General features: G+C 44.1%; 29 protein-coding genes and 1 riboswitch. Of the genes, 18 read left to right on the forward strand and 11 right to left on the reverse strand.

From position 1 onward, the window contains the following. Window positions 1–11: 11 nt before the first annotated feature. The 3 genes from LG330_RS02445 to LG330_RS02455 are packed head-to-tail and all read right to left on the reverse strand — an operon-like array spanning window position 12 to window position 2528. Complete coding sequence (locus LG330_RS02445) at window positions 12–833, reverse strand: MetQ/NlpA family ABC transporter substrate-binding protein (protein ID WP_404407136.1); 822 nt, start codon at window positions 831–833, stop codon at window positions 12–14. Between the two features lie 20 nt (window positions 834–853). Continuing rightward, window positions 854–1525: a methionine ABC transporter permease gene (locus tag LG330_RS02450; protein WP_404407137.1), complete on the reverse strand. Its 672-nt coding sequence runs from the start codon at window positions 1523–1525 to the stop codon at window positions 854–856. Further along, window positions 1515–2528 (reverse strand): methionine ABC transporter ATP-binding protein, encoded by a 1014-nt coding sequence (locus LG330_RS02455; protein ID WP_404407138.1) that lies wholly within the window; start codon window positions 2526–2528, stop codon window positions 1515–1517. The genes LG330_RS02450 and LG330_RS02455 overlap by 11 nt, the downstream gene beginning before the upstream one ends. A gap of 76 nt (window positions 2529–2604) precedes the next feature. Beyond that, window positions 2605–2713, reverse strand: a riboswitch (SAM riboswitch). Window positions 2714–2987: 274 nt separating this feature from the next. Between LG330_RS02455 and LG330_RS02460 the strand changes: the two genes are divergently transcribed. After that, window positions 2988–3605, forward strand: coding sequence for an HAD family hydrolase (locus LG330_RS02460; RefSeq protein WP_404407139.1), 618 nt, complete (start codon window positions 2988–2990; stop codon window positions 3603–3605). Window positions 3606–3687: 82 nt separating this feature from the next. Continuing rightward, the gene (locus tag LG330_RS02465; protein ID WP_404407140.1) at window positions 3688–5136 is read left to right on the forward strand and encodes a YdiU family protein; all 1449 of its coding nucleotides are present in this window, start codon (window positions 3688–3690) and stop codon (window positions 5134–5136) included. A gap of 218 nt (window positions 5137–5354) precedes the next feature. On the opposite strand, the gene LG330_RS02470 is transcribed toward LG330_RS02465, so the two are convergent. After that, window positions 5355–5891 (reverse strand): TetR/AcrR family transcriptional regulator, encoded by a 537-nt coding sequence (locus LG330_RS02470; RefSeq protein WP_404407141.1) that lies wholly within the window; start codon window positions 5889–5891, stop codon window positions 5355–5357. A gap of 117 nt (window positions 5892–6008) precedes the next feature. Between LG330_RS02470 and LG330_RS02475 the strand changes: the two genes are divergently transcribed. Next, window positions 6009–7487, forward strand: a complete 1479-nt coding sequence (locus tag LG330_RS02475; RefSeq protein ID WP_404407142.1) for an MDR family MFS transporter — start codon at window positions 6009–6011, stop codon at window positions 7485–7487. 45 nt (window positions 7488–7532) lie between these two features. On the opposite strand, the gene ltaE is transcribed toward LG330_RS02475, so the two are convergent. Further along, entirely contained in the window at window positions 7533–8555 is a 1023-nt protein-coding gene (gene ltaE / locus LG330_RS02480) for a low-specificity L-threonine aldolase (RefSeq protein ID WP_404407143.1), read from the reverse strand. 151 nt (window positions 8556–8706) lie between these two features. Between ltaE and LG330_RS02485 the strand changes: the two genes are divergently transcribed. The 6 genes from LG330_RS02485 to LG330_RS02510 all read left to right on the forward strand — a co-directional run bounded on the left by LG330_RS02485 (window position 8707) and on the right by LG330_RS02510 (window position 11819). Continuing rightward, window positions 8707–9741, forward strand: coding sequence for a DUF2332 domain-containing protein (locus LG330_RS02485; RefSeq protein WP_404407144.1), 1035 nt, complete (start codon window positions 8707–8709; stop codon window positions 9739–9741). A 46-nt stretch (window positions 9742–9787) separates the two neighbouring features. Continuing rightward, window positions 9788–10003, forward strand: a complete 216-nt coding sequence (locus LG330_RS02490) for a hypothetical protein (RefSeq protein ID WP_404407145.1) — start codon at window positions 9788–9790, stop codon at window positions 10001–10003. A gap of 19 nt (window positions 10004–10022) precedes the next feature. Beyond that, the gene (locus tag LG330_RS02495) at window positions 10023–10190 is read left to right on the forward strand and encodes a hypothetical protein (RefSeq protein WP_404407146.1); all 168 of its coding nucleotides are present in this window, start codon (window positions 10023–10025) and stop codon (window positions 10188–10190) included. After that, the gene (locus LG330_RS02500; protein WP_404407147.1) at window positions 10190–10630 is read left to right on the forward strand and encodes a DUF1801 domain-containing protein; all 441 of its coding nucleotides are present in this window, start codon (window positions 10190–10192) and stop codon (window positions 10628–10630) included. Before LG330_RS02495 ends, LG330_RS02500 begins: the two co-directional genes overlap by 1 nt. After that, on the forward strand, window positions 10627–11016 hold the full coding sequence (locus tag LG330_RS02505) for an RDD family protein (RefSeq protein ID WP_404407148.1): 390 nt from the start codon (window positions 10627–10629) through the stop codon (window positions 11014–11016). The genes LG330_RS02500 and LG330_RS02505 overlap by 4 nt, the downstream gene beginning before the upstream one ends. Before the next feature lie 101 nt (window positions 11017–11117). Continuing rightward, window positions 11118–11819 (forward strand): GDSL-type esterase/lipase family protein, encoded by a 702-nt coding sequence (locus LG330_RS02510; protein WP_404407149.1) that lies wholly within the window; start codon window positions 11118–11120, stop codon window positions 11817–11819. A 199-nt stretch (window positions 11820–12018) separates the two neighbouring features. On the opposite strand, the gene LG330_RS02515 is transcribed toward LG330_RS02510, so the two are convergent. After that, window positions 12019–12588, reverse strand: a complete 570-nt coding sequence (locus LG330_RS02515) for a hypothetical protein (protein WP_404407150.1) — start codon at window positions 12586–12588, stop codon at window positions 12019–12021. A gap of 166 nt (window positions 12589–12754) precedes the next feature. Between LG330_RS02515 and LG330_RS02520 the strand changes: the two genes are divergently transcribed. Both LG330_RS02520 and LG330_RS02525 read left to right on the forward strand, forming a co-directional pair. Next, window positions 12755–13582: a phosphatidate cytidylyltransferase gene (locus LG330_RS02520; RefSeq protein WP_404407151.1), complete on the forward strand. Its 828-nt coding sequence runs from the start codon at window positions 12755–12757 to the stop codon at window positions 13580–13582. Between the two features lie 98 nt (window positions 13583–13680). Next, window positions 13681–14106: a DUF5392 family protein gene (locus LG330_RS02525; protein WP_404407152.1), complete on the forward strand. Its 426-nt coding sequence runs from the start codon at window positions 13681–13683 to the stop codon at window positions 14104–14106. 266 nt (window positions 14107–14372) lie between these two features. On the opposite strand, the gene LG330_RS02530 is transcribed toward LG330_RS02525, so the two are convergent. Together LG330_RS02530 and LG330_RS02535 are read right to left on the reverse strand one after the other, a co-directional pair. After that, a complete protein-coding gene (locus tag LG330_RS02530) occupies window positions 14373–15506 on the reverse strand; it encodes a M14 family metallopeptidase (RefSeq protein ID WP_404407153.1) in 1134 nt (377 codons plus the stop codon). 82 nt (window positions 15507–15588) lie between these two features. Further along, a complete protein-coding gene (locus tag LG330_RS02535) occupies window positions 15589–15870 on the reverse strand; it encodes a hypothetical protein (RefSeq protein ID WP_404407154.1) in 282 nt (93 codons plus the stop codon). A gap of 125 nt (window positions 15871–15995) precedes the next feature. On the opposite strand from LG330_RS02535, the gene LG330_RS02540 reads away from it, so the two are divergent. Together LG330_RS02540 and LG330_RS02545 are read left to right on the forward strand one after the other, a co-directional pair. Next, complete coding sequence (locus LG330_RS02540) at window positions 15996–16208, forward strand: hypothetical protein (protein WP_404407155.1); 213 nt, start codon at window positions 15996–15998, stop codon at window positions 16206–16208. Continuing rightward, entirely contained in the window at window positions 16205–16825 is a 621-nt protein-coding gene (locus tag LG330_RS02545; RefSeq protein WP_404407156.1) for a pyridoxamine 5'-phosphate oxidase family protein, read from the forward strand. Before LG330_RS02540 ends, LG330_RS02545 begins: the two co-directional genes overlap by 4 nt. Window positions 16826–17095: 270 nt before the next feature. Here the strand turns inward: LG330_RS02545 and LG330_RS02550 are convergent, their stop codons facing one another. Continuing rightward, window positions 17096–17980, reverse strand: a complete 885-nt coding sequence (locus LG330_RS02550; RefSeq protein ID WP_404407157.1) for a LysR family transcriptional regulator — start codon at window positions 17978–17980, stop codon at window positions 17096–17098. 101 nt (window positions 17981–18081) lie between these two features. On the opposite strand from LG330_RS02550, the gene LG330_RS02555 reads away from it, so the two are divergent. The 4 genes from LG330_RS02555 (at window position 18082) to LG330_RS02570 (ending at window position 22052) form a co-directional block, all read left to right on the forward strand. After that, complete coding sequence (locus LG330_RS02555; protein ID WP_404407158.1) at window positions 18082–19074, forward strand: YeiH family protein; 993 nt, start codon at window positions 18082–18084, stop codon at window positions 19072–19074. Between the two features lie 85 nt (window positions 19075–19159). Next, the gene (locus LG330_RS02560; protein WP_404407159.1) at window positions 19160–19945 is read left to right on the forward strand and encodes a nucleotidyltransferase domain-containing protein; all 786 of its coding nucleotides are present in this window, start codon (window positions 19160–19162) and stop codon (window positions 19943–19945) included. Then, window positions 19942–20412, forward strand: coding sequence for a GNAT family N-acetyltransferase (locus LG330_RS02565; RefSeq protein ID WP_404407160.1), 471 nt, complete (start codon window positions 19942–19944; stop codon window positions 20410–20412). Before LG330_RS02560 ends, LG330_RS02565 begins: the two co-directional genes overlap by 4 nt. Window positions 20413–20501: 89 nt before the next feature. Next, window positions 20502–22052 (forward strand): flotillin family protein, encoded by a 1551-nt coding sequence (locus LG330_RS02570; RefSeq protein WP_404407161.1) that lies wholly within the window; start codon window positions 20502–20504, stop codon window positions 22050–22052. A 44-nt stretch (window positions 22053–22096) separates the two neighbouring features. On the opposite strand, the gene LG330_RS02575 is transcribed toward LG330_RS02570, so the two are convergent. Further along, window positions 22097–22384, reverse strand: coding sequence for a hypothetical protein (locus LG330_RS02575; RefSeq protein ID WP_404407162.1), 288 nt, complete (start codon window positions 22382–22384; stop codon window positions 22097–22099). Between the two features lie 102 nt (window positions 22385–22486). Next, the gene (locus tag LG330_RS02580) at window positions 22487–23086 is read right to left on the reverse strand and encodes a hypothetical protein (RefSeq protein ID WP_404407163.1); all 600 of its coding nucleotides are present in this window, start codon (window positions 23084–23086) and stop codon (window positions 22487–22489) included. Between the two features lie 385 nt (window positions 23087–23471). On the opposite strand from LG330_RS02580, the gene LG330_RS02585 reads away from it, so the two are divergent. Next, entirely contained in the window at window positions 23472–25142 is a 1671-nt protein-coding gene (locus LG330_RS02585; RefSeq protein WP_404407164.1) for an SLC13 family permease, read from the forward strand. Window positions 25143–25152 lie beyond the last annotated feature (10 nt).

Here is a 25152-nt window from a genome sequence, read left to right on the forward strand (position 1 = left end):
TTACTCACTTCCTATCGGTTTTCCATCCATTCAGGCTTTCCAAAACCTTTGAAGTCTGAATCGATCGTTTCTTCAAATTCAGGGGATTCAACGATTTCAATTAAATCTTCTGCAAGTGCTGAATCTTCATTTTCAGCAGACACTGCAACAACGTTTCGATACTCATCCGGCATATCTTCAAGTGCCAATGCGTCAAGTAGGTTCATTTCAGCAGCTAAAGCAAAGTTTCCAGGTACAGCTGATAGATCGGCACTTTCAACAGCACGAGGTAATCCACCTGCTTCAATTGGCTGGAATACAAGGTTTTTCGGGTTATCCTGAATGTCATTTTCAGAAACAGTCAGTTCAGGTGCATCAGGGTCCAGTGTAATTAAGTTATGATCCTGTAGAACGAGGAATGTACGTGCTGCATTAACTGGATCATTTGGAATTGCGATCGTTGAGCCATCTTCGACTTCTTCAATAGAATCATACACGTTAGAGTAAATGCCCATTGGAGCAGTTGGAACCATAATCAGAGCTGAGAGGTCCATGTCATTCTCTTCTTCAAAATTTTCAAGGTAGATCGTGTGCTGAAACAGATTGGCATCAATATCTCCATTATCCAGGGCATTATTAGGCTGGATATAGTCGCTGAATTCAACAATCTCAACTTCATACCCTTTTTCTTCAAGACCTGGCTTAATTGCTTCATTCAGCATATCGCTGTATGGGCCAGCTGTACCACCCAACTTGACAGATTTTTCATCTCCTGTAGCTTCGCTGTCGCCTCCGCATGCTGCTAATGCAGTCACAGATGTCAATAATAGTACTGATAATAAACTCTTTTTCATTTCAAAATCTCTCCCTTTTCTTATCTTTTATCAATTGCTTTAGAGGTCCAGTCACCGATTTGCTGAATGAGTTGGACAAGTATAATGAGTATCACAACAGTTACGATCATGATCGTATTGTCGTATCTGTAATAACCAAATCTGATCGCAAGGTCTCCAATGCCACCTCCTCCGACTACACCTGCCATTGCAGAGTAAGCTACAAGGCTGATAATTGTCAGGGTAATCCCTTGGACAATACTTGTTTTGGCTTCTGGTAAAAGTACATCCTTAATAATCATCCATGGTGTTGCACCAACTGCTACGGCAGCTTCGATTACACCTTTATCAATTTCCCTCAGCGCTGATTCGACAATCCGGGCAAAGAAGGGGATTGCGGCAACGGATAATGAAACGCTGGCAGCAGCCGGGCCGATGGTTGAACCGACAATTATGTTAGTAAGTGGGATGAGTGCAACGAGCAAAATGATAAATGGAATTGACCTGACCATATTAATGACAAAACCGAAGCTGGATTGAACGATCCGATTTTCAAGAAATAGTCCTCTGTCAGTCACAAAAAGTAAAACACCAAGCGGCAGACCAAGAATGATTGCCACAGCTAATGCAATGCCGATCATATATAACGTCTGTCCAAAGGCAACCCAGATTTCTGGCATCAATTCAACCATTCGTGAAAACTCAAAGCCCATCTCTGATCACCTCCACCCGTGCGCCGCGCTCTTCCATATATGAAACAGCCTGGTCGATCGTCTTACGCTGACCTTGAACCTCCATCAGAAATATGCCGAGCGGCCGTTCCTGGATATATTCGATAGAGCCGTGTAGAAAATTACCTTTGATTTTAAACTGCTGAATTGTATCAGTGATGACACCTTCGCCGGCAACGTTTCCTCTAAAAAGCACTTTTAAGATTCGGCCTTTACACTGATCCAGAATCGCATCTGGTACATCAAATGACACAACACTTTTGATGAATTCTTCAGCGAGAGGTGTGTGTGGATTTGAGAAAATTTCATATACACTTCCTTCCTCAATGACCCGTCCATCCTGCATGATTGCCATTCTGTCGCAGATCTCCTTGACAACATTCATCTCATGCGTAATTAAAACAATTGTAATATCCAGTTCACGATTGATTTTCTTCAGTAATCTTAGTATTGAAACTGTGGTGTTAGGGTCCAGTGCGGAAGTGGCTTCATCACACAATAAAACAGAAGGGTTATTCGCAAGAGCTCTGGCGATTCCTACGCGCTGCTTTTGTCCTCCACTTAATTGTGCCGGAAAGACATCTTTCTTATCTGTTAAAGACACCATATCAAGCAGCTCAGTCACACGTTTATCGATTTTTTTACGAGGTGTTCCGGCTGCTCTTAAAGCAAATGCGATATTCTCAGAAACAGTTTTCTGGCTGATCAGGTGAAAGTGCTGAAAAATCATGCCGATTTTCAGACGTGCTTTTCTAAGGTCGGGTCCTTTTAACTTAGTCAGGTCTACACCATTGATCTCGATTTGACCACTAGTCGGTTTTTCGAGTAAATTCAGACATCGGATAAGAGAGCTTTTACCTGCACCGGAATATCCAACGATTCCAAAAATGTCACCTTCATGAATCGTCAGTGTTACACGATCTACACCGGCTACACTGCCCTTTTTAGTCCGGTATACCTTTGATAAATCTTTAATTTCAATCATGGCAATCTCCTTCAAAAAAATTGATCATAAAAAAGGTGCCTCTTTCATTCGGAAAGAGGCACCTGAAAATGGAATCGGGTTATCTTTCAGAATGAAATCATTCTGTAGGAATTGGCACCTTCCCAGCTGAAGCTGGGGGTTGCCGGACGTCATAGGGCCTGTCCCTCGGTCACTCTTGATAAGTTCCATATAAAGTTGTGTTAAAGATGAAATTAATATTATCGGGAAACCCGACTATTGTAAAGGGGGTTTGAAAAGTTTTTGTAATAAAGAGAAAAATAAAATATATGTAAGGGTTTTCATTATTGGAATGGCAGTATTTCATATTACAATGTATTTTAGAATAATAATTTAGTTAAATTTCTCAGGCAGAAGTATTTATCTGTAAATGTAAAAAAGACATAAGTCAAAGCTGATTCGGGTAAACCCAAAATAAACGAACCTTTGGAGGAATGACAAATGGACAGTATTATTTTTGATCTGGATGGTACCTTGTGGGATCCTCGGGAAACCGTGTTAACTTCATGGAATAGAGCAATTGAGGGCCATCCGAAAGCAGATAAGAAACTAACACTTGATGATTTGAAACAGACAATGGGAAAGCAGATGCACGAGATCTCACAAATCTTTTTCCCTGAGTTGAGCGCTGAGGATCAAAAGGAAGTCATGGATTATTTAACAGAGATCGAAATTCCCTATGTAGCGGAAAATGGGGGAGAGTTGTATCCGGCACTTGAAGATACGCTGATCTATCTCTCTGAAAAATACCGTCTCTTCATCGTGAGTAACTGTCAGGAAGGCTATATTGAAGCCTTTTATCAGTACCACAAACTTGATCGTTTTTTTGATGACTTTGAGAATCCGGGCAGAACAGGGCTTTCAAAAGGAGAAAATATCAAGCTCGTGATTGAACGGAATGGATTGAAGAGCCCCGTTTATGTAGGAGATACACAGGGTGACCGTGATGCCGCACGTAAAGCCGGTGTGCCGTTTGTATTTGCGAAGTATGGTTTTGGGAAAGTGGATGATTTTGAATATGAAATAGAGCGACTGACTGATTTAAAACGGTTATTCTAGACCGGTAAGCGCTCAGAACGGAAAACGCTTCCCGGCATGTTACACTGAAATCAGGAGATAATAGCCAAAGGAGGGATGTACGATGACGCAGCGCACAAAAGCAGGATGGAAGCTCGAGCAGACTTATACAAAGCTTCCGGACATCTTTTTTTCAAAAATGGAACCGAACCCGGTAGCAAGTCCTGAGTTATTTATATTGAATGAACCGCTCGCAAAAGAACTGGGTCTCGATCCGAATGTCTTGGCAGACGAAGAGGAGATCCTTGCAGGCAATGAAGTCCCTGAAGGATCTGAACCGATCGCACAGGCATATGCAGGACACCAGTTTGGACAGTTCACCATGCTTGGAGACGGTCGTGCATTATTATTTGGAGAGCAGATCACCCCGGCTGGAGAGCGGAAAGATATTCAGCTGAAAGGGTCGGGACGCACTAAATTCTCACGCGGTGGTGACGGACGGGCGGCGCTTGGACCGATGCTCCGCGAGTATATTATCAGTGAAGCCATGCACGGTCTCGGCATTCCAACGAGCCGAAGCCTTGCAGTGACGCTGACCGGTGAAACAGTTATGCGCGAGCGGTTGCTGACAGGTGCAGTTATGACGCGTGTAGCATCAAGCCATTTGCGTGTGGGTACGTTCGAATATGCAGTCAGACTGACGGAGACTGACAATGTTAAAGCGCTCGCAGATTATGCGATTGAGCGTCATTATCCGAAGGTGCTGGACACTGACAATCCATACCTCGGCCTGCTGAAGGAAGTCATGAAAAATCAGGCTGAACTCATTGCGAAATGGCAGCTTGTCGGCTTTATTCATGGCGTAATGAATACAGATAACATGACAATCAGCGGTGAATCCATTGATTATGGACCTTGTGCCTTTATGAATGAAAACGATCCGTCAACAGTATTCAGCTCAATTGATGTGCAAGGGCGATACGCATACGGAAATCAGCCGCATATTGGCGGTTGGAATCTTGCAAGGTTTGCAGAAAGTCTTGTACCGGTGATGCATGATGATCAGGAAAAAGCGATTGAGCTTGCTCAGAATGAAATGAATCAGTATAAGGATCTTTATTTTAACGCGTGGCACAGTGGTATGCTTAAAAAGCTTGGACTGTTAAGCAAAGAAGCTGATGATGAGAAGCTGATTGAGCAGCTGCTGAACCTGATGCACAAAAACAAAGCTGATTTTACGAATACATTCAGAAAACTGACGCTCGGTGAAGTGCCGATTGCCGGTGAAGAATTTGCTGATTGGCTGAAGCGCTGGAATGAGCGTCTTGAGCGTCAGGAGGCGTCACCGGAAGAAGTTAGTAATTTGATGAAGCAGCATAATCCAAATGTGATCCCGCGTAATCACCGCGTGGAAGAAGCGATTGCGGCTGCTGTTGAGCGTGAGGATTTGAGCGTGCTGAACCGCCTGCTTAATGTATTGCGGGACCCTTACGCGTATAGCGATGATCAGGCGCCTTATTGTTCGGGACCGGATCCGGATGCAGGACCTTACCGGACTTTTTGTGGAACGTAATAGAAATACACGAAAAAAGCTGCCTTTAGCGGGGCAGCTTTTTCGTGGAGATAGGAGGCAGGATGGCGAGTCTTTTGTCACGATCTGCGGAACAGGGGTGGTAATTTCATGGACTACCTTGAAAATGTCCTGAACTATGCCATTAATCTCCTGAACACCTCACGTAATCTCCTGAACCTCCAGCATCATTTCATGAACCAACCAACCTCCCCAACACCTCACCCCATCAACCGCTCAAAATAAACATCCATCTCCTCGGCCGTATAAGCCTTATCCTGTCTGAGCCACCACATATGGAGCATCGCAATCGTCCCTGAGTGGAATTCTGCATACATATCAAGCGGCACATCCAGTTTACCCGCTTCAGCGCTTAACAAAATCAGGTCCCGCTCAATATTCTTCTTAAAGGACTGCTGCAGCCGATTAGCCAGATACACATCATTCTGGTTTGCTAAAAACACATGCTCAAGCTCTTCAAGATAGTCAAGCTTCTGCATCATCGTAAAGGGCTTTGTCAGCCTGAGTGCTCTCTCAGACTCATCCAGCCTGTCATCAAGTCTTCCAAGCTCTACAATAAATAAGTCATATTTGTCTGTGTAATGAGAGTAGAACGTCGACCGGTGAACCATTGCATCTTCACAGATCTTCTGGACGGTGACATCTTCAAAGGTCATACCTGGTTTATTCAGTAAACGGATCAGGGAATCAAACAGCAGTTTCCTCGTTCTCTTCACTCGCAAATCTTCTTTTTTCATAGACATTTCTCCTACACTGTCGTTTATCTGTACATTATAGGTAAATTGATCATACAAAACCAGTAAAGAATCCTATATGATAAACTCTGTGATTTTTATATAGAAAGGATGATTCGAATGACAGAATCTTTTCAGCATATAAGAAAAGGTCCTATGGTAGCGGTTATGCTGATGGGTGCCTTTTTTGCATTACTAAATGAAACGCTGCTTGCAACGGCGCTGCCTGAGATTATGGTGCATTTTGATATTGGTGCGCATCAGGTACAGTGGCTGACGACAGCATTTCTGCTGACAAACGGAATCATGATTCCAATCTCAGCGTTTTTCATCGGTAAATTTACAACGAGGCAGATTTTCATCACAGCGATTACAGTATTTACGTTTGGTACGGCAGTCGCTGCTTTTTCCGATTCGTTCGCACTGCTGCTTGTCGCAAGAATTGTGCAGGCGATGGGTTCAGGTGTCATGATGCCCCTGATGATGACGGTGCTTTTAAATATCTTCCCGGTTGAAAAGCGTGGAACGGCAATGGGGCTGATGGGGCTTGTGATCTCATTTGCACCGGCGATCGGACCAACATTGTCCGGTTTACTGATAGAATATTATAACTGGCGGATGCTGTTCTACGCGGTGCTTCCAATTGCAATACTCACATGGATTATGGCGTTTATCTTTATTAAAAACGTGACGGAGCAGACGAACCCGCGTGTGGATGTTATCTCAATTGTGATGTCATCACTCGGTTTCGGCGGATTATTGTACGGTTTCAGTACAGGATCTGAGCGCGGATGGGATGATGCACTTGTCATTTCATGTGTAGCTGGCGGATTCCTGATTATCGGGTTATTCGTATGGCGTCAGCTTAGACTCCAGACACCTCTACTTGAATTCAGAGTATTTAAGAATAGAGATTTCTCGATTGGTTTGGTGGTTTCAGTATTTGTCATCATTGCGATGATCAGTGCGGAGACGATTCTGCCAATGTATATGCAAACCGCAAGAGGGCTGAGTGCGCTAGATTCAGGGCTCATGCTCCTGCCAGGGGCCATTGTAATCGGGATTATGTCCCCGATTACAGGGATTTTGTTTGATAAATTTGGTGTGAAAAAGCTTGCGATTCCGGGCATGCTGATTGTCGTTGTGACGACATTTTTCTTTACAACGCTTGATGCAACGACTTCAGTTACTACGATCACCATTGTATATGCGATCCGTATGTTTGGATTATCGTTTGGGATGATGCCTGTGATGACGCACGCATTAAACCAGATTCCTGCAAAGCTGAATGCTCATGGTTCAGCAATGGCAAACACAATGCAGCAGGTAGGCGCTGCGATCGGAACGGCGATTCTGATTACGATTATGACTCAGGCTTCACTTAACTTTGAGCCTGATATGTCCAATTATGCAGAGCTTGGCGCTGAACAGCTTGAAGCAGCAGTATCAGCTGATGCATTGTATTCCGGATACGGGCTGACATTTACAGTTGCAACCGGTATGGCGCTGATTGGCGCGGTGCTTGTGTTATTTTTAAAAGAGAGAAGAAAAGATGCTGTAAAAGCGGAGTCTGTTGAAGAAGAAAGAATGACTTCCTAATAAAAAGGTGTCCGGCGCTGAGAAATGCCGGACACCTTTTTAAAGTTATGCGCTCATGATTTTCTGAACCACTTTTAACGTCTTATCAATGTCTTCTTCTGCCACCCCGTTGTTCGTTACAAACCTGACAATGCCAGGCCCAAAGCCGCCTGCAATAATCCCATTTTCTTTCAAGTGCTCAAGAAATACTGCCGTTTCAATCCCTGAATCTGAAAGGTTCATCAGGATAATGTTTGTTTCCACTTCATTATCAATGACAACCCCTTTAATATTCAGGAGGCCATCTGCCAGTTTCTTTGCATTGGCGTTATCGTCTTTCAGGCGTTCTGCATTCTCAAGCGCAATTATCCCCGGTGCTGCGATCACGCCGACCTGTCTAAGCCCTCCGCCAAGGCGCTTACGCCATTTACGTGCATGTTGTATAAACTCATGTGACCCGGCAATAATGGAGCCTACCGGTGCACCAAGTCCTTTTGATAAGCAAAATTGAACGGTGTCAGTGTATTGCGCGTATTCTTTTACAGAAATCCCGGTTGCAGCCTGGGCGTTAAAGAGGCGTGCACCATCTAAATGAACCGGGACCTGATGCTTTTGCGCAATTTTATGAACGTCCTTCATATTTTCAAGCGGCAGGACTGCACCGCCCGCTTTATTATGTGTATTTTCAAGTGTAATCAATCCCGTCTCAGGTTCATGAATATCCGCACCGCGAATTGCAGCTTCAACCTCGGCCGGGTTCATTGCACCGCGTGCCCCTTTAAGTGTTTTGATCTGAACACCGGCAAGCGCGGACATTGCAGCGGCTTCATATAAAAACAGGTGAGCCTGTGATTCCATAATGACTTCCTGTCCCTGTCTGCAGTGAACGAGCCCGGCAATCTGATTTCCCTGAGTACCGCTTGTCACAAATAGCGCATTTTCTTTTCCAAGCACTTCAGCTGCCAATCTTTCTAAACGGTTAACTGTCGGATCCTCACCGTATACATCATCACCAACCTCAGCATCATACATTGCTTTTCGCATTCTTTCATTCGGTTTTGTCACAGTGTCACTTCGTAAATCAATCATCTGTATCCCTCCTGAAACGTGGTCTCTGTTTTTTAGCATACGCTGTTGGTTCAGTACGGGCAAGCAAACGAAATGTGAATTTCCATATGCAGGATTTTACACATGCTGTATAGAAGAAGACACTTTAACAGGGGGAAAGGGGAGGATACATATGAACAGTCAATTATCACAGGCATTTAAACAGTTTGCCATTGAACAATGTGAAGGATCAAGCCCTTTTTACAAAGCATTATCGTTAAATATCGCAGAAGATTCAGAGCTTCTTCAAATCTGTCAGGATGCCAGAGAGGGTCAGCCTGTACCCAATCTTCTTTTTGGTGCAGTGCAGTATTTGCTGATGAAGGAGCCTCATCATGTTTTGAGAGCCTTTTATCCGAGTTTGACGGAAAAGCCGGAAACAGGTCAGTCTCCTTTTCCAGCCTTTAAAGAATTCGTGCTGACCCATCATGAGCAGATCCGTGATTTGTTAAAAACGCGCCGTGTTCAGACGAATGAAGTGAGAAGGTGCGCTTATTTATATCCTGTCTTTGTCTCTTTATATCGGGAAGTTAAAAAGCCGCTGTCACTGATTGAAATTGGAACGAGTGCAGGTCTTCAGCTGTTATGGGATCAGTATGCTTACTCGTATGGTGAAGCGCTATATGGAAATCAGGCTTCAATGCTGACTTTATCAGCTGAAGTCAGAAATGGCCGCCTGCCTGATTTATCAGCAGGCATCCCACCGGTCAAAAGCCGGATTGGCGTTGATCTGAATATTAGTGATCTCACGAATGAAGATGATCGTCTCTGGTTAAAAGCGCTGATTTGGCCTGAGCATCATGACAGAAGGAGAAACTTTGATCAGTCTTCTGTCATTCTAAGAGAAAACCCGCCACAGCTCATAGAGGGTAATGGAGTCGACTTACTGCCTGAGCTCGCTAATCAGACAGAGCAGGATACGCTGCTTTGTGTTTTTCACACGCATGTAGCGAACCAAATGCCGGCACATGTAAGAGAAGACTTGATGGAAAAAGTTGAAGCGCTTGGTGACATGAGAGATACAGCACATATGTTTAATAACATCACAGACGGGAAGCTGCGAGTGGATCTGTATGTGGATGGGCGCTGTAAGAGATACGTAGTCGGGGAGACAGATGGACACGGCAGATGGTTTGAATGGCGCGAGGGAAAATGGCAGGGGAGCTGAATCTTTTTCAGTGCCGCGTCGTATATGAATGTAGGAGTGATCACGAATGCGTGCTTTAGTTCTGATTGTTGGCGGAATCCTGTTTATTGGTTTGGCAGGAGTACTGGTTTATTTTTCATATTTTCACGAAAGGATCGGTCCTGTTGGCAATGGCTTGGTAATGCTCTTTTTGCTGCTTGTAACAATCGCTGCAGCTTTAACTGGGCTGGCGTCTCTTTATATAGGCAGCTCTTTGTTGATGCAAAAAAGAAAAGCGAAATAGTCAGGGGTGTTCTTTTGAAATGAAAAAATTTGAATACCGGATTGAGTACATTGAAGTAAGGTCAAATTACCGGGAAGAGATAGAGCGCTATATCATTAATATGCTCAATAAAATGGGCAGCGAAGGCTGGGAGCTTGCAGGCGTAAACGGGACCATGCTTTATTTTAAGCGGGAGGTGCAGGGGTAGTGGCATATGAACAAAAAACGAAAGAACACGATGGCAGTGTAATTGAATTTATTGAAGCAGTGGACTCTCCTAAAAAGCGGGAAGATGCATACAGGCTGCTTGAGATCTTCGAGGAAACCTCAGGCTATGAAGCGAAAATGTGGGGACCAAGCATCATTGGTTTCGGTTCTTATCATTACAAGTATCCAACCGGTCACGAAGGTGATGCCCCGCTTGTAGGCTTTTCACCGAGGAAGGCAAAGATCAGCTTGTATTTTGCCACAGGAGATGCTGAGCGTGAGGTGCTGCTGAAGGATTTCGGGAAGCATACTTCGGGTAAAGCATGTGTGTATATTAATAAGCTTGATGATGTACATACGGACGTGCTGAGGGATTTAATCCGACAGTCCATTGAATTTTTACAAAAAACGTATCCGGCGGAAGGAGCAGATCAAACATGAATGAGGTAACAAAAAGACGACTGAAAGCCATTTTAATCGACTTAGCGGTATCAAGTGCTGTCACAGCAGGTGTTGAATATGCTTTAAGAAAGAAAATCAAAAATGAAGCCTTCCATGCATTAGTCACACCAACTGCAGTGATGTGGGGACTTGAACTCGCTCAGCTGAAGAGCTGCGGACAGACAGTCGGCTACCGTGCAATGGGGCTGAAGCTTGAAAGTGAAGACGGGTTCCCGCTAACGACTGAACAGCTGTTAAAGCGGATGGCATACCGTGATACTGTGGGTGGATTCAAATATTTTAAAGACAAAGAGGCGTATGAAGGTATTGATGGCAGAAGCATGGCGCATGACCGATATGCAGCTGTTGTTGTAAACGAGAAATAAGGTAATCAGACCCGCTTAATATAACGTTTTAATGACAAAACGAGTCAACGCGTTTGATCAGAGCCTCCCGGGGAATCCATAGTCCTTAGGAGGTCTTTTATATGAATAAAGTGAAAATATCGATCCTAGCACTGATTGTGCTTGCAGCAGGTGCCGGCGGACTATGGATATATGATTACAATACACCTGAACGCGGCGAGGAACTTGTGGCACTTGGAGATTCCTTAACCTACGGGATTGGTGACCATTCAGGCGCTGGGTATGCAGAAAATCTTGAAGAAGTCGTGAATAAACATCGCGATGAACCGCTGACAGTCTATAATTATGGAATACCGGGTCAGCAGACAGATGGATTGCTTGCCCAGCTTGAGGATGAGGAAGTGAAAGCCACGCTGAAAAACGCAGAGTATTTTACTGTATTTATCGGCACAAATGATTTGATCAAAACAAACGGTGGTGACCTGAATCCTTTATATGATGATCGTATTCAGACGGGTAAAGAGGATTATGAAAATAACCTTGAAGAGATCTTATCAATCATTCGTGAAGAGAATCCGGAAGCGCCGATTTTGTTTTTAGGACTGTTCAATCCCTATCCTGAAAACGAGGAAATTCAGCAGATTATAAATGACTGGAATGACTTAAGCAAAAGTATGGTGGAGGAATATCCACGCGTGAAATTTATCGCAACAGATGGCATACTGAAAGAGAAAAGCACAGAGTATTTCAGCGATGCCCTTCATCCGAATAAAAAAGGGTATGAACTGATTACGAAAAGAATGATTGAAGAATATGATTTTTAAAAGAAAAGATTGGGTTGGAATTGATATTTAAACCATCTCTAGATAGAAACTCATCTTAGTGTAGCGGAGTGTAAGGCGGTGACTCCGGGACGATTAGAGGGAAGCTGAGACCCCGCAAGGCTTGCCTGAGGAGGCTCAGCAACCTCCGTCCGGAAAGCGTCCGCCTGAAGCGCAGCGAAACGATTGAAGAGGCTGAACATTATATTAATGTCCCAGCCTCTTTTTTACGTCCGGATACAGGCTCATAAGCAGTCAGCAGTCCTTCATAAATTAACACTGTCTTTTCAGATTTCCTGAAGTCATCCGGTTCAACAAGTGCAGGAAGCTTATCCCAGAGTTTCACGCCTGCCCGGTGCAGAATCTCTGCAACAAATTGCGAGCAGAAGTAAGAGCCATGCGGTTCAAACGGCTCTTTAAAAGCCACACCGAACACACCAAGCAAATTATAAATCGTTTTGCGGTCCTTTTTTTGAAATAAACGAATCATTCTGGTGATTTTTTCGTATTGACGGGTAGTGATGGTCATTTCATATACAGCACAGGTGGTGTGAGGGAACTTTTTATAGGTGCCCTTCAGCACATTTTCCTGGACGAAACCACCATTAAAGGGGTTATTAGGATTTTTGCGGCCAAAGCTATATAATTGAATCAGCTCCCGGTCTAAAGAAAGGGAAGAATGATTGTAAGGCGCTTTTGTATAGCGTTTAATCGTTTTGGTAAAAGCGGTGCCGGTGTCTGTTAGTAGTATATAAATCTTTTGATCATCCAAAGAAGTTGTCACTCCCTTCAGGAAAGTTGAGGTGAAGCAGTTGAATGATGTGTTGCATTACATATATTTTATTTTCTTACTACTTATTTCGGTGAGTCTCGTTGTTTCAGTTATAACATACTTTCATAAAAGGAAAAATAAGGGCAGCGATAAATATGATGAATTAATGATCAGAACAAAGCTGTGGTGGGGTATGGCGATTATCTTTGTGCTTTCAATGGCTTTCCACCCGACGGTCTCGCTGATCTCACTGATGCTCTTATGCTTCCTGGCACTTCGTGAGTATTTTTCAATGCTTGAAACGAGGAAGCAGGATAGAAGAATTTTCATCTGGGCTTACCTTGCAATACCGTTAAACTTTTTCTGGATTTATATCGGCTGGTATGGCATGTTTATTGTTTTTATTCCAATCTATGTATTCTTATTCCTGCCGCTCGTAAGGATCTTCAGAAATGGCAGCGCCGGCTTTTTAAAATCTGTCAGCATGACGCAGTGGGGGCTGATGCTGCTTGTATTTGGAATCAGTCATCTTGCGCTCTTTGCGATGATGCCTGAGATTACAAGACATGACGTACGGATTGCTGAGCAGTACGGGGCATTGATGGTGCTCTATTTAGTCCCGCTCACGCAGGCAAATGACGTTATTCATTTACTTGTATCGAAGAAATTCGGTAAAAAGAAAGTATTGGCCTCCGCCAATCCTGATCTGACGTGGGAAGGGTTTATTGCAGGGATAGCGGGAACCGTTCTGTTATCTGTCATCATCGCCCCCTACATCACACCAATGTCACTCAGCTTCAGTATCTTTTCAGGTCTGCTCATTGCCGTAACAGGGTTCTTTGGAACAGTTGTGATGGCTGTGCTGAAACGCAACTTCTTTTTGAAAGAAACAGTGAATGGACGGGTAATTGAAAGTAAGACAATAAACAAGGTTGATAGCCTGACGTATACAGCGCCTGTGTTTTTTCATATGGTTTATTATTATATTTTTTAAGGCAGAAGAGCAGCTTTAAAAAGACAGCTATTTTGACGTTAAACAATAGAAAAAAGTATAATTAAAATATGATATTAGACAAGACAGGAGGGGTAAGCATGATGGATAAAAAGCTTGAGCAATACCCACCGTATATTCAGCAGGAATTATCCAAGCTGAATGACAAAATAGAGCCAATCACAAAACAGTTTTTAAAATACAGACTTTGGGGCACACCGCTTGTGATCGTATCTGTACTGAACCTGTTTTTAATCATACTGCCGTTTGGCGTATCAAGTGAAATTATACCGGCAGTTCTCCTGTTTGCTGTACTTGGCGCGGTTGGAATGGCATTGTCAAAAGAAGCGAAGTTAAAGCGCACGGAAGTCGTGAACCAGACTCAGGACTTTATGCTGAAGAGAATCGCAGAGAGCGATAGTGATTATAAGGATGAATACCTGAAACGTGTGAGAAATAATGCGTTGCAGGGTGTTGATCTGTTTATTGAGTTTTTACAGAAAGAACGGAGAGGAAACTGGGGGTAGAGGCTGATCATTGCATGTGACCCGAAATGGTGCGGATGTGACCTTAAATCGGCTTGAATGTGATCCGAAAATTTCATGATGTGACCCGAAAATGCAGGTTGAGCGGGAATCTGACCTGAGACTGGTTGAATGTGACCCGGAATTTTCCGGATGTGACCCTAATTTCAGCGAACGTAATCCGAAAAGCACACTCCAGGCCCACACCGAAAAGCTATCTCTAATCAAAAAAGGGTTTCCCCAACAATCCGGGGAAACCCTTTTTCACATTAGCCACTAATCGTAAACAGTCCTTCATTCTGCAGCAGACTCTTCATCGCTTTACGCCCTTCAGTTAAAACAGCCAGGCGCCATTCCTGATCTTCCGGGTAAAACATGGCTTTAAACTCATCAAGAATTGCCTGTCTGTCTTTTTCCTCCACGGCACCATCATGATGAAGTCTGTTCTCCAAAATGATCGTCATAAATTCACGCAAAGAAGCACTCATACTCGTTCCGAATGTACCGAACTCAAACAACGCTGAGAACAGATACGTATCCGGATAATGACGGTTTTTCATCGCATGAAAATGATGCGTTGAATCACCTTTTGTCACTTCTGGCGTGAACTGATTAATGTTTTTCATGCCATACGTGTTTTTCAGCTCTTTTAACGTCCGGCCGTCATCTTCACTCATCACCATGGTGACTTCATTTGTCGGTCCCAGCGCTGTATGCCAGTCCATGTGTATGACTCGCGGATATTCATATAGCAGCTTTTCCTGAATCGCCTGGAGAAACTGGGCGTTTTCCTCTTTTTCCTTACCGCCATAATAGACGCCTGTCGGAAATTCGTATTGGCCCATTCCTTTTGCTGTCGTAAGTCCGTTGTAACCTTCAGACACGAGTCCCTTTGCAAGTTTCGTCTGCAGGTCAATCCTTGCGAGACGGTAATTATCGATAATCCCGTTTGGCAGGAATACCTTCATTACATTTTCATAGTGTTCATTTACATCCTGCGGTACCTGTTCAGGGTCAACAAGATAGTTGCGGTTCAGGTCCACATTATTTTCTGTTACACGGCGGAAATTCCGCATGCCCCATGGATTCACAGCATGAATCAGACAGATGCCTGTGCGCTTCGGATCCATCTGATTCGCCATTTCCTGCACAAATACATCAAGCATCACAGCACCTGCATAGCCTTCAATCCCGTGCTCGCCGGCCGTCATCAGTAATACTCTTTCGTTCGTTTCTGTGCCTGGTGAATAAATCATATCAATTGTATTATCCTCTTCTTTACCAATCGGCCGCGTTGTCAGCTCTGCGTCAGGCCAATACAATCTGATTTTATCAAGATTGCTCCGAAAGGTTTCTCTGGATTGCTCATATGTATCCGGAAAATACTCATCAATGGTTTTCATGGTCTGCATCCTCTCCTGTAAAAGTTTATTATTTCCTGCTTTCCACTTTTCAGGATTTATAAACCACGGTACTGATGCAGACTCAGAAAGTCAGCGCAGGAATGACGAGGAAGTAAATTAACACCGTTACATAAAATATAGAGGGTAACAGCGTTAAAATCATGCCAATTACTTTGGTTTTGTTAAAAAACATCAGAATGGCGCCAATCAGCCAGACTGCGATAAATGTAAGAAATCCGGGAACGGGAAACAACTCATTTTCATAGTTTTCCCCGATAGCGCCTGAAGCTAAAAATAACGTCACCGGTACTGTGATGATCCCCGTTAATACAATATGAATCCAACGGAAAATTGAATAACTCATAGTCCGCTCCTTTTACATGTTTTCTTCTATTATTCACCGGATCCCTGTTATTGTAAATGAAGAGGCCCTGTATTTGGTGAAACTTAAATATATCAAGTACGTAATATAACAAAGGGGTGATCAGCATGAAAAAATATTTAATCTTTATAGGCAGTTTAATTCTTTTACTTGCTGCTTATCAAATCGGAACAGGCTTTTGGCTGACCTTTACATATGAACCTGGTTCAGGAACCCAGTCGATCGCTGAAAATATGCCGTTTGTGAATAGTCTTGTTGTACTGGTTTCAGCTAGTGCTGCATTTCTGCTTTCACAAAAAGTGGGGAGAAGAACAGCATGATCGGAGATATTCAAACAGAAGAACAATTGAGAGCATACTTAGGTGAGCCCAGCCAGCTTGTGCAAAATAAAGTGATTGACCACCTTGATGAGCATTGTCGCGCGTTTATCAGCAGGTCACCATTTTTGACCATTTCTACAGCTGATGAAACTGGATATTGTGATGCTTCCCCAAGAGGAGACGCACCGGGCTTTGTGGTCGTTGAGGATGATCAACACCTGCTGATTCCGGAGCGGCCGGGAAATAAGCGGGCGGATTCGCTATCTAACCTGCTGAAAAATCCACGTGTTGGATTGCTGTTTATGATTCCAGGTCTGGGAGAAACGCTCAGGGTCAATGGAGAAGCGGTTCTTGTAACAGATCCGGCTGTGCTTGAGAAGATGGCTGTAAATGGAAAGAATCCTCTTCTTGCCATTCGGATCCAGGTAGATGAATGCTTTATTCACTGTGCAAAAGCTTTCATTAGATCAGGTCTGTGGAAGCCTGAATCCTGGCTTGAAAAGGACAAACTTCCAAAGCCCGCTAAAATGATTCAGGCGCATGCAAAGCTGCCTGATCTGACTGAAAAAAGCGTGGAAGAGAAACTGAAAAACAGTTATGAGAATAAGCTGTATTAAAAGGTGAGCAGGCGGGATGCCTGCTTATTTTTTTATGGTATGTTACTGATGCTATTGTTCGCAAACACCGGGGGGCCGATAATTGGATCAAATCTCGAGATATATGTATCAGCGACTGAATTAATTGAATTATCCATTGGAGTAATTCAACCAGCGCCGATTTGAGTGTAGGTAATTGATACACCGCGACGAATAATTGACTCGCCATGGATCCACGATTGTATCACCGCCAGCCATAATTGAACGCTACGCCACTCGAAGCCCTCCTGGTCAGAAACAAAACTTACTAAACTTTCTCATAAGCAACCGCAAAAACTCCTGCAGGGCTTTCGTCTGAAAAGCCGACACACGAACCGTAGAGAACGTCCGCTTATACGGAAGTCCATCAACCTTAATCACTTTAAGTGTCCCGTACTCGATCTCTTTTTGAATCGCAAGCTTTGATAGCAATGTCAGACCGAGCCCGGATTCTACTGCCTGCTTGATCGCCTGTGTGCTGCTGAATGTCAGCATGCGTGCCGGTGTCATGCCGAGCTGTCTGAAAACAACTTCAGCTGCCTCTCGTGTTCCGGAACCGTGTTCTCTGCACACCCATAATTGTTCAGCCAGTTCAGCAGGATCCGCGGAATCAGTCTGCCTGTCAGCCGCTCCAACAACAACCATTTCATCCTCGGCAAATGCTTCAATGGTAAGAGATCTGCTTTCTTTTACATGACCTTCGACAATCCCGATATCGAGCTGATTGTTTTTCACGAACTCAACAATATGTGCTGTATTTCCGATTGTGACAACGGGTTCAACCTCAGGGAAAAGCTGATGAAGCTTTGCGATGAGCAGGGGCAGGGCGTATTCACCAAATGTGTAGCTTGCTCCGATCTTAAGTGGACCTGCTGCATGATTTGTCAAATCATCAACGATTCGCTGCATCCGGCCGTAAAGATTCTTGATTTCAATGCAATGCTGATAGACGACTTTACCAGCCTGATTAAGACGGACATATTTATTTGTCCGCTCAAGTAGTGTAGCGCCGATCTCTTTTTCAAATGATTTGATATGCTGACTGACTGCTGATTGTGTCAGGTGAAGTTGTTTTGCTGCCTGTGAAAAGCTCTGGTGTTCTGCAACAGCAATAAATACAGCGAGCTGCTGATCCATATCGGCCACATCCTTTTATCAGTAATACTTATAGTTATCATAATTATAATTAATTTTTCTAATCATACAACCAGGCGTATAGTATAGACTGGGGTGAGATGATGAATGTGTCTTCAAAAACAGCCTGGCTAACGGGCGTGTTATTTACATTTTTAATTGCGGGTCTCGGATATTTTCTGGCGATGGTGCCAGGGTTTGACCGTGCAGGACAGCTTGCAGCAGCCATTGTCCTCGCGGTATTTTACAGGCAGATCTTCGGGTATCCCGATAAATTAAGAAATGGGATTACCTTTTCAACTAAACGGCTGCTTCGTGCAGCGATTGTTTTATATGGATTGAAGTTAAATATAGAAATCGTACTGCAGGACGGATTTGGTTTGCTGCTAAGGGATGCAGCAGTCATCGTTTTTGCGATCGCAGCAACGGTCTGGCTTGCGAAGGTCTTTAAAGCAGATAAAGCGATCTCGATGCTTGTTGCTGTAGGAACCGGCGTGTGCGGAGCGGCAGCGATTGCGGCAGTTGCACCGATTTTAAAAGTGAAAGAAAAAGATACGGCGATGAGTGTGGGCATCATTGCGCTGCTTGGAACGATATTTGCGATTATTTATACGTTATTACGTCCAGTTTTGCCGTTATCGGATATTGAATACGGGATGTGGGCAGGACTCAGTCTTCACGAGGTAGCCCATGTGGCACTTGCAGGAGAGCCGGCAGGGGAAGATGGTCTTGCAATGGCGCTTCTCGCAAAGCTTGGGAGAGTATTTTTACTGATTCCGCTGTGCTTTATTCTGATGTACTGGATGAACCGGAAGTCAGCGGATTCTGCTGAAGCAAAAGTCAGCTTTCCATGGTTTCTGATTGGATTTTTATTAATGAGTATTGCTGGAACATATATAATTGGGCCTGTCATTCCGATCTCCACCGAAATACTTGAGTTTGTTTCAGGTCTTACAACATGGCTGCTCACAGCGGCAATGGTCGGTCTTGGGCTCAATGTAAGCCTGCAGGATATCCGCAGCCGTGCTATGAAGCCATTTTTAATTATTTTGGCTGTGTCTGTCGTGTTATCAGTATGGACGTTTTTTGTTGTTTAAACTTAAAAAAGGTAGTAGTTGGAAACCCTGTTCGTTACAATATACTGAACAGGGTTTTTATTTTGTTTGAAAGGCAGTGGGGGAAATGAATGTTCAGATGGAAGCAGCTGAAAAAATAACTGAATCTTTAAAAAAAGACCCTTTAGTTAAAGCAGTTGTGCTGAAGGGTTCGCTTGGGAGAAAGGAAGGCGATGAGTTTTCGGATCTGGATTTGTATTGCTTTGTGGATCCGGAGCATAAGGATGAATTTTTATTAAGAAGAGTGGAACACCTGGCAGTTTACAGGCCTATGCTTTTTCACGAAAGTCTATTTATTATTGCACCACAGATTATCACGGTTTACGACAACCTGCTGCATGTGGATCTTTTTACCGTCACTGAAGAAACGTTTAAAACAACCGATTATTTTACGGTTTTACATGATCCGGAAAACCTGCTGGAACAGTTTAAAGCTAAGCAGCATCTTACTTTGTCGGATGAAGAAGTAGAGATGCAGGCATTTGATATAGGATGGTTTTTATTTCAGTACCGGAAAGCGTGGAATAGAGGAAATGATATATGGGCTGTAGAGGCACTTCACTTGATGACGAAGTATCTGACGCGTGTACTGTTACATCGATACGCACCGCATCGCGCGCAGCTTGGCATGAAGGATGCGATGAGGTCACTGCCGGCGGAGCCTTTGCGTGCACTAACAGAAATATTGGAAACCATTACGCCTGAAAACCATGAGCGGGCCATGCGTAAGACCATTGAACTGTTAAAGGCTGAATCTCTCTGGCTTAAAGAAGCGCTTGGAGAAGAGTCTAAGGCATATCCATTTATTAAAAAGATGATTGAAGTGCTCGATGGGGAGCGTGTCAGCAGTTGACCAGGGTTGCACTGAAGCATTATTCAGACGGCTATCAGGAAGAGCTGACAAATTTTCTTCTATCAAAAGAGCAGGAGCAATTTACAACACTCCCGGCAGATCAATTGGTGCGTCTTACCGAGGAACAGACGCCGGTTGTGATCACGGCAGATCAGAAAGCAGTCGGCTTTTTCGTAATGGAGCAGTCCGAGCGCTTGAAGCATTATACGGACAATGAATGTGCGTATTTGCTGGCGTCCCTGTCCATTACCAAGAGCCATCAGGGAAAGGGCTATGCGAGACAGGCAATGGAGCTGCTGCCTGAATGGGTTGGAAAAGAGTTTCCTGCATGCAATGAAATTGTGCTTTCAGTTAACCTGAAGAATAGTGCTGCATTCAGGCTGTATGAACGAACAGGGTTTGAAGACACCGGCAGGAGAATAACGGGGCCTGTTGGAGAGCAGCGTGTGATGAGTTTGAAATTATAATATGATCATTTTCGCTAAAAATGGAACCACTTCTCTATTCAACCGTACATATAGTTAGAACATTCAAATTTTATTAGGGAGGATACATAATGGAATTATTTGCAGCATTATCGATTATTATTACAATTTTGATCGTGCTGGCGATCGCGGGAGCAGTTGTATTCATTTATTACAAAATCCGCTACCGGACAGCACGTTCAAATCAGGCGCTGATTATTACAGGGCCGAAGCTTGGGGATCCGAAAAAGGAAACGAATATATTTACAGACAATGAAGGACGTTCGATGAAAATTATCCGTGGTGGCGGACACCTGCTGCGTATGCATCAGACAGCTACACCGGTTGAATTGACATCATTCCAGCTGAAGCTGACGACACCGCGTGTTTATACAAATGGCGGAGTACCAATTGTCGCTGATGCTGTAGCGATGGTAAAGGTCGCTGATACACTAAAGGGGATTGCAAACTATGCGGAGCAGTTCCTTGGAAAGAAATCTGAAGAGCTTGAGGATGAAATCGCAGAAGTATTGAGTGCCAATCTTCGTGCGATCCTGTCTAAAATGACAGTTGAGCAGATCAATGAAGATCGTGAATCATTTAACAAACAGGTAACTGAAGTCGCACAGAAGCAGCTTGATGATATGGGATTCCGTATCACATCACTCGGGCTGACTGACCTGCGTGATGCTGACAGTGAGAATGGATACTTAGAAAACCTTGGACGTCCGCGTATCGCAGAGGTCCGGAAGCTTGCTGAAATTGCTGAAGCCAACTCTGAAAAAGAAACGCGTATCCAGCGTGCCAATTCAGATAAGGAAGCGAAGGAACAGGAGTATATGCGTCAGACTGAAATTGCTGCAGCGCAGAAGGATAAAGATCTGAAAGATGCAGCCATCAAAGAAGAAACAGAACGTGCTCGTGCGAAATCAGAGCAATCTTATACGCTCGAAAAAGCCAAGCTTGATAAGGAAGTTCAGCAGGAAGAATTAATGCTGATTGCGAAGCGTAAAGAAGAAGAGCTGCGCATCCAGCAGGTGGAACGTTCACGTCAGGTAGATATTGAAGAGGAAGAAAATAAGATCCGTAAAGCAAAAGCGGATGCCGACTACTACTCTGTTACGCGTCAGGCAGAAGCAGATGCAAGAAAAGCGGAAATCGACGGGGAAGCAAAAGCCCACATTAAACGTGAAGAAGGTCTTGCAGAGGCGCAGGTTATTTTAGAGCGCGGTAAAGCAGAAGCAGAGTCAAGACGACTGCTGACTGAGGCAATTGCTGAACATGGCGAAGTGATTCTTGCAGAGAAGCTGATTGAAATGCTGCCAATCTTTGCAGAGAAGGTTGCAAAACCGATGGAAAATATCGATTCAGTTAAAATTCTGGATACAGGGGGCGGCAATGGGGTTTCCTCTTACGGCAAGAGCGTGACGCAGACAATGATTGAGATCCAGGAGCCGTTAAAAGAACTGACTGGCATTGATGTATCCAAGCTGTTATCAGATATGGTGAACCGTGGTAACACGCATACAGTGGTGACCAATCAGGGTGAAAATCAGACAGCTTCAGAGGCTGCACCGGCTAAAGAAACAAATCAGACAACTGAAAAACCGTCTTCAGATGGATCAACTTCTTCTGAAGAATAAGCGTGTTAGAAGCAGTCTCATCGTGAGGCTGCTTTTTCATGGTTCTAAACAGGTTCCCTTCTGACCTTTTTTAGATATGCTATCACCGTTGTTTTCAGAGAAGCATAGGAACCAACCGCTGCATATCCATAAAACCAACCCATGAAAATACCTGCCAGCAGACTCTCACGGTGGCTGATAAAAATAGAAATTGACATTCCAAAAACTAATGCAATAAAAGGAACTGCAGGCTTTGAGAGTCTGAAAAATCTTTTTGTCAGTTGTGTCAAAATCATAATAACCGGAACTGCAATGACGGCGTCCCAAAAGTTTGTGTGGATCTCAGGAAACATACTCACGGCCTTTTTAGGATTCGTATGGAGTAATTTTATCTAACCTAAACATAAAAAATGCCGCGCTGCATCAGGCAGTCAGGCGGCAGGTACCTATACAAATTAATGATCTTCCTTCACAAAAAACAACACCAGCACCGACCCTGCAATCGGAATCCACGCCAGACCTTTTCTCTTTGCATCAGGGTAAAACCTGTGAATCGCATATACAGATAACCACCATAAAATAAACCAGTCCACCGTCATCACTGATACCAGACTGGACTCCATAAAGGCTTCACTGTACCCGGCGAGAGATACCCCCTGTAAAAGAGTAAGCAGATTACCAATAAAGATAATCAGCAAAAGGATCAGCCAGATTTTTGACCGCAGAATGCGCAGGATCCATCCCTGCGTTCTCAAATCCCGTTTTTTCGGCCGGTCGCCGAATGCAAACCATGGTAGCAGGGCAAACGCACCACCGGCAAATGCTGCGAGCGAAAACGGCCATGCAGGCCACTTCTGACGGTCATTGCGTAACAAAATTGTAAGAAAAACCAATGGGAAAATACCTAATGAGTTAAAAATCGTGAGGACAAGCGGATCAATGGCATCCAGGTTTCCTGAGAATACCTGCTCTATCACCGGGTCAGAACCTTCAGAGCCGGGAGCCAGGAAAACCGCATATACTAAGAGCAATAACCAGATCACGATAAATTTCATCTCATCACCTCTTTTTCATATCATACTTGAAAGAAGTGAAAGGAGGCGAACAATAGGCGGTTAATAGAATAGAAAAAATCCTTCCGCAAAAGCGAACGGATGTTAGATTAGCCACATTGAAAATTGTCCGTCAGCATATACATCAGCGTTTACACATAAAAGCCATTCTAAGTCCCATGCTGATTGAAATGAATCGAAAATCTGCTGCTGAGCCAACGCGCTCAGTAAAAATCAGAAAATGGATGAAAGACAATCTGCTAGTCAGATGAATACAGACTAGTTAAAAAGTCTACTTTTAGGGTTGACAGGCATATTTCCTTACTCCTCCTAAAATCATGTTATAATGCTATGAATGAAAGCGTTTTAATGACTAGGGGTGATGTGAATGGAAAATGTTAAACGATTATGGCAAAGGTCATGGGACAGTCATGACCGAATCAAAGAGCTGATGCTTTTTAAGCCGAATATGGGGCAGGATGGTCCAACAAGTGATGATCCTGACAGAATGGCAAAGGCTTCAGGAAAATTAACCGGCACGTACAGACAGCCTTCACCTGAGAAAAGAGATTTTTCTACAAAACAGAAGGTGGGTCTCTTTTTAGGGCCGCTGCTGTTTGTGATGCTGATGATGTTCTTTAACCCGGACGGTCTGGCGCCGGAAGCGAAAGGGGTACTTGCGGGAACTGTCTGGATTGCAACCTGGTGGATTACAGAAGCTATTCCGATTCCCGCGACTTCTCTATTACCGGTTATTCTGTTTCCGCTTGCTGCAGGAGTAGGAGTGGGGGAGGTTACACCGAATTATGGAGATCCACTCGTGTTTTTATTTCTTGGGGGATTTATTATTTCTTTAGCCCTCGAAAGGTGGAATCTTCATAAAAGGATTGCACTTAGTATCATTTCATTCGTTGGTACAAGTACAAGCGGCATTATGCTTGGCTTCATGGCAGCGACCGGCTTTCTTTCTATGTGGATTTCAAATACTGCAACAGCCATGATGATGGTACCGATCGGGACAGCGATCATTTTCCAGATGTCTTCATTAATCAGTGAAGGATCTGTTAAGAACGCTGAAGGTGAAAAGGATAAGTTTGCAAAAGGCTTAATGATTGCGATCGCTTTTTCAGCATCTATCGGAGGAATTGCAACGATTATCGGGACGCCGCCTAATACGATTCTGGCTGCTCAGCTGAGAGCAATCTATGATATTGACCTGTCATTTGCCCAGTGGATGCTCTTTGGTGTTCCATTTGCAGTGATCATGATTTTATTTGCCTGGGTTTACCTGATCAAATTTGCTTTTCCAATGGAGCTAAAAAACATTCCAGGAGGAAAAGAGGTTATTAAAAAAGAACGAGCTGCACTTGGGAAAATGAGTGCTGATGAAAAACTGGTTGCAGTTGTGTTTGGTGCGACTGCACTGGCATGGATTTTACGCTCATTTGTCCTGCAGGAATATGTAAGTCCTGCAATTGACGATACAATGATTGCCATTACAGGAGCACTCGTCTTGTTCCTGATTCCATCTTTTCAGTATCAGGGCGTTAAACTGATGAACTGGGAGACGGCGAAGAATGTGCCGTGGGGAATTCTGCTTCTCTTTGGAGGCGGCCTTGCGATTGCAGGAGGCTTCGGTGCAACCGGACTTGATGTTTGGATCGGTGAACAGCTCACAGTGCTGCAGGGTGTTCAGTTTATAGTGATCATTGCCGTTGTGTCACTGGTGGTTGTGTTCCTGACGGAGATTACATCCAATACAGCGTCAGCTACCATGCTGATGCCGATTATGGCAGCACTCGCAGTCGCTGTGGATGTTCACCCGTTTGCTGTAATGGTACCTGCAGCTGTTGCTGCTTCATGTGCATTTATGCTGCCGGTCGCAACCCCGCCGAATGCAGTTGTATTTGGATCAGGGTACCTGAAAATGATTGATATGGTAAGAGCGGGTATCTGGATGAACTTTGCTGCCACAATTGCACTGGTTGCATTTGTCATCCTGCTGCTGCCACTTGTCTTTGGGATCGACCTGACGTCATTCCCGGACGCATTGAGATAAAATAACAGCT

This window comes from Jeotgalibacillus malaysiensis (assembly GCF_044789845.1).
Lineage (GTDB): Bacteria > Bacillota > Bacilli > Bacillales > Jeotgalibacillaceae > Jeotgalibacillus > Jeotgalibacillus malaysiensis_A.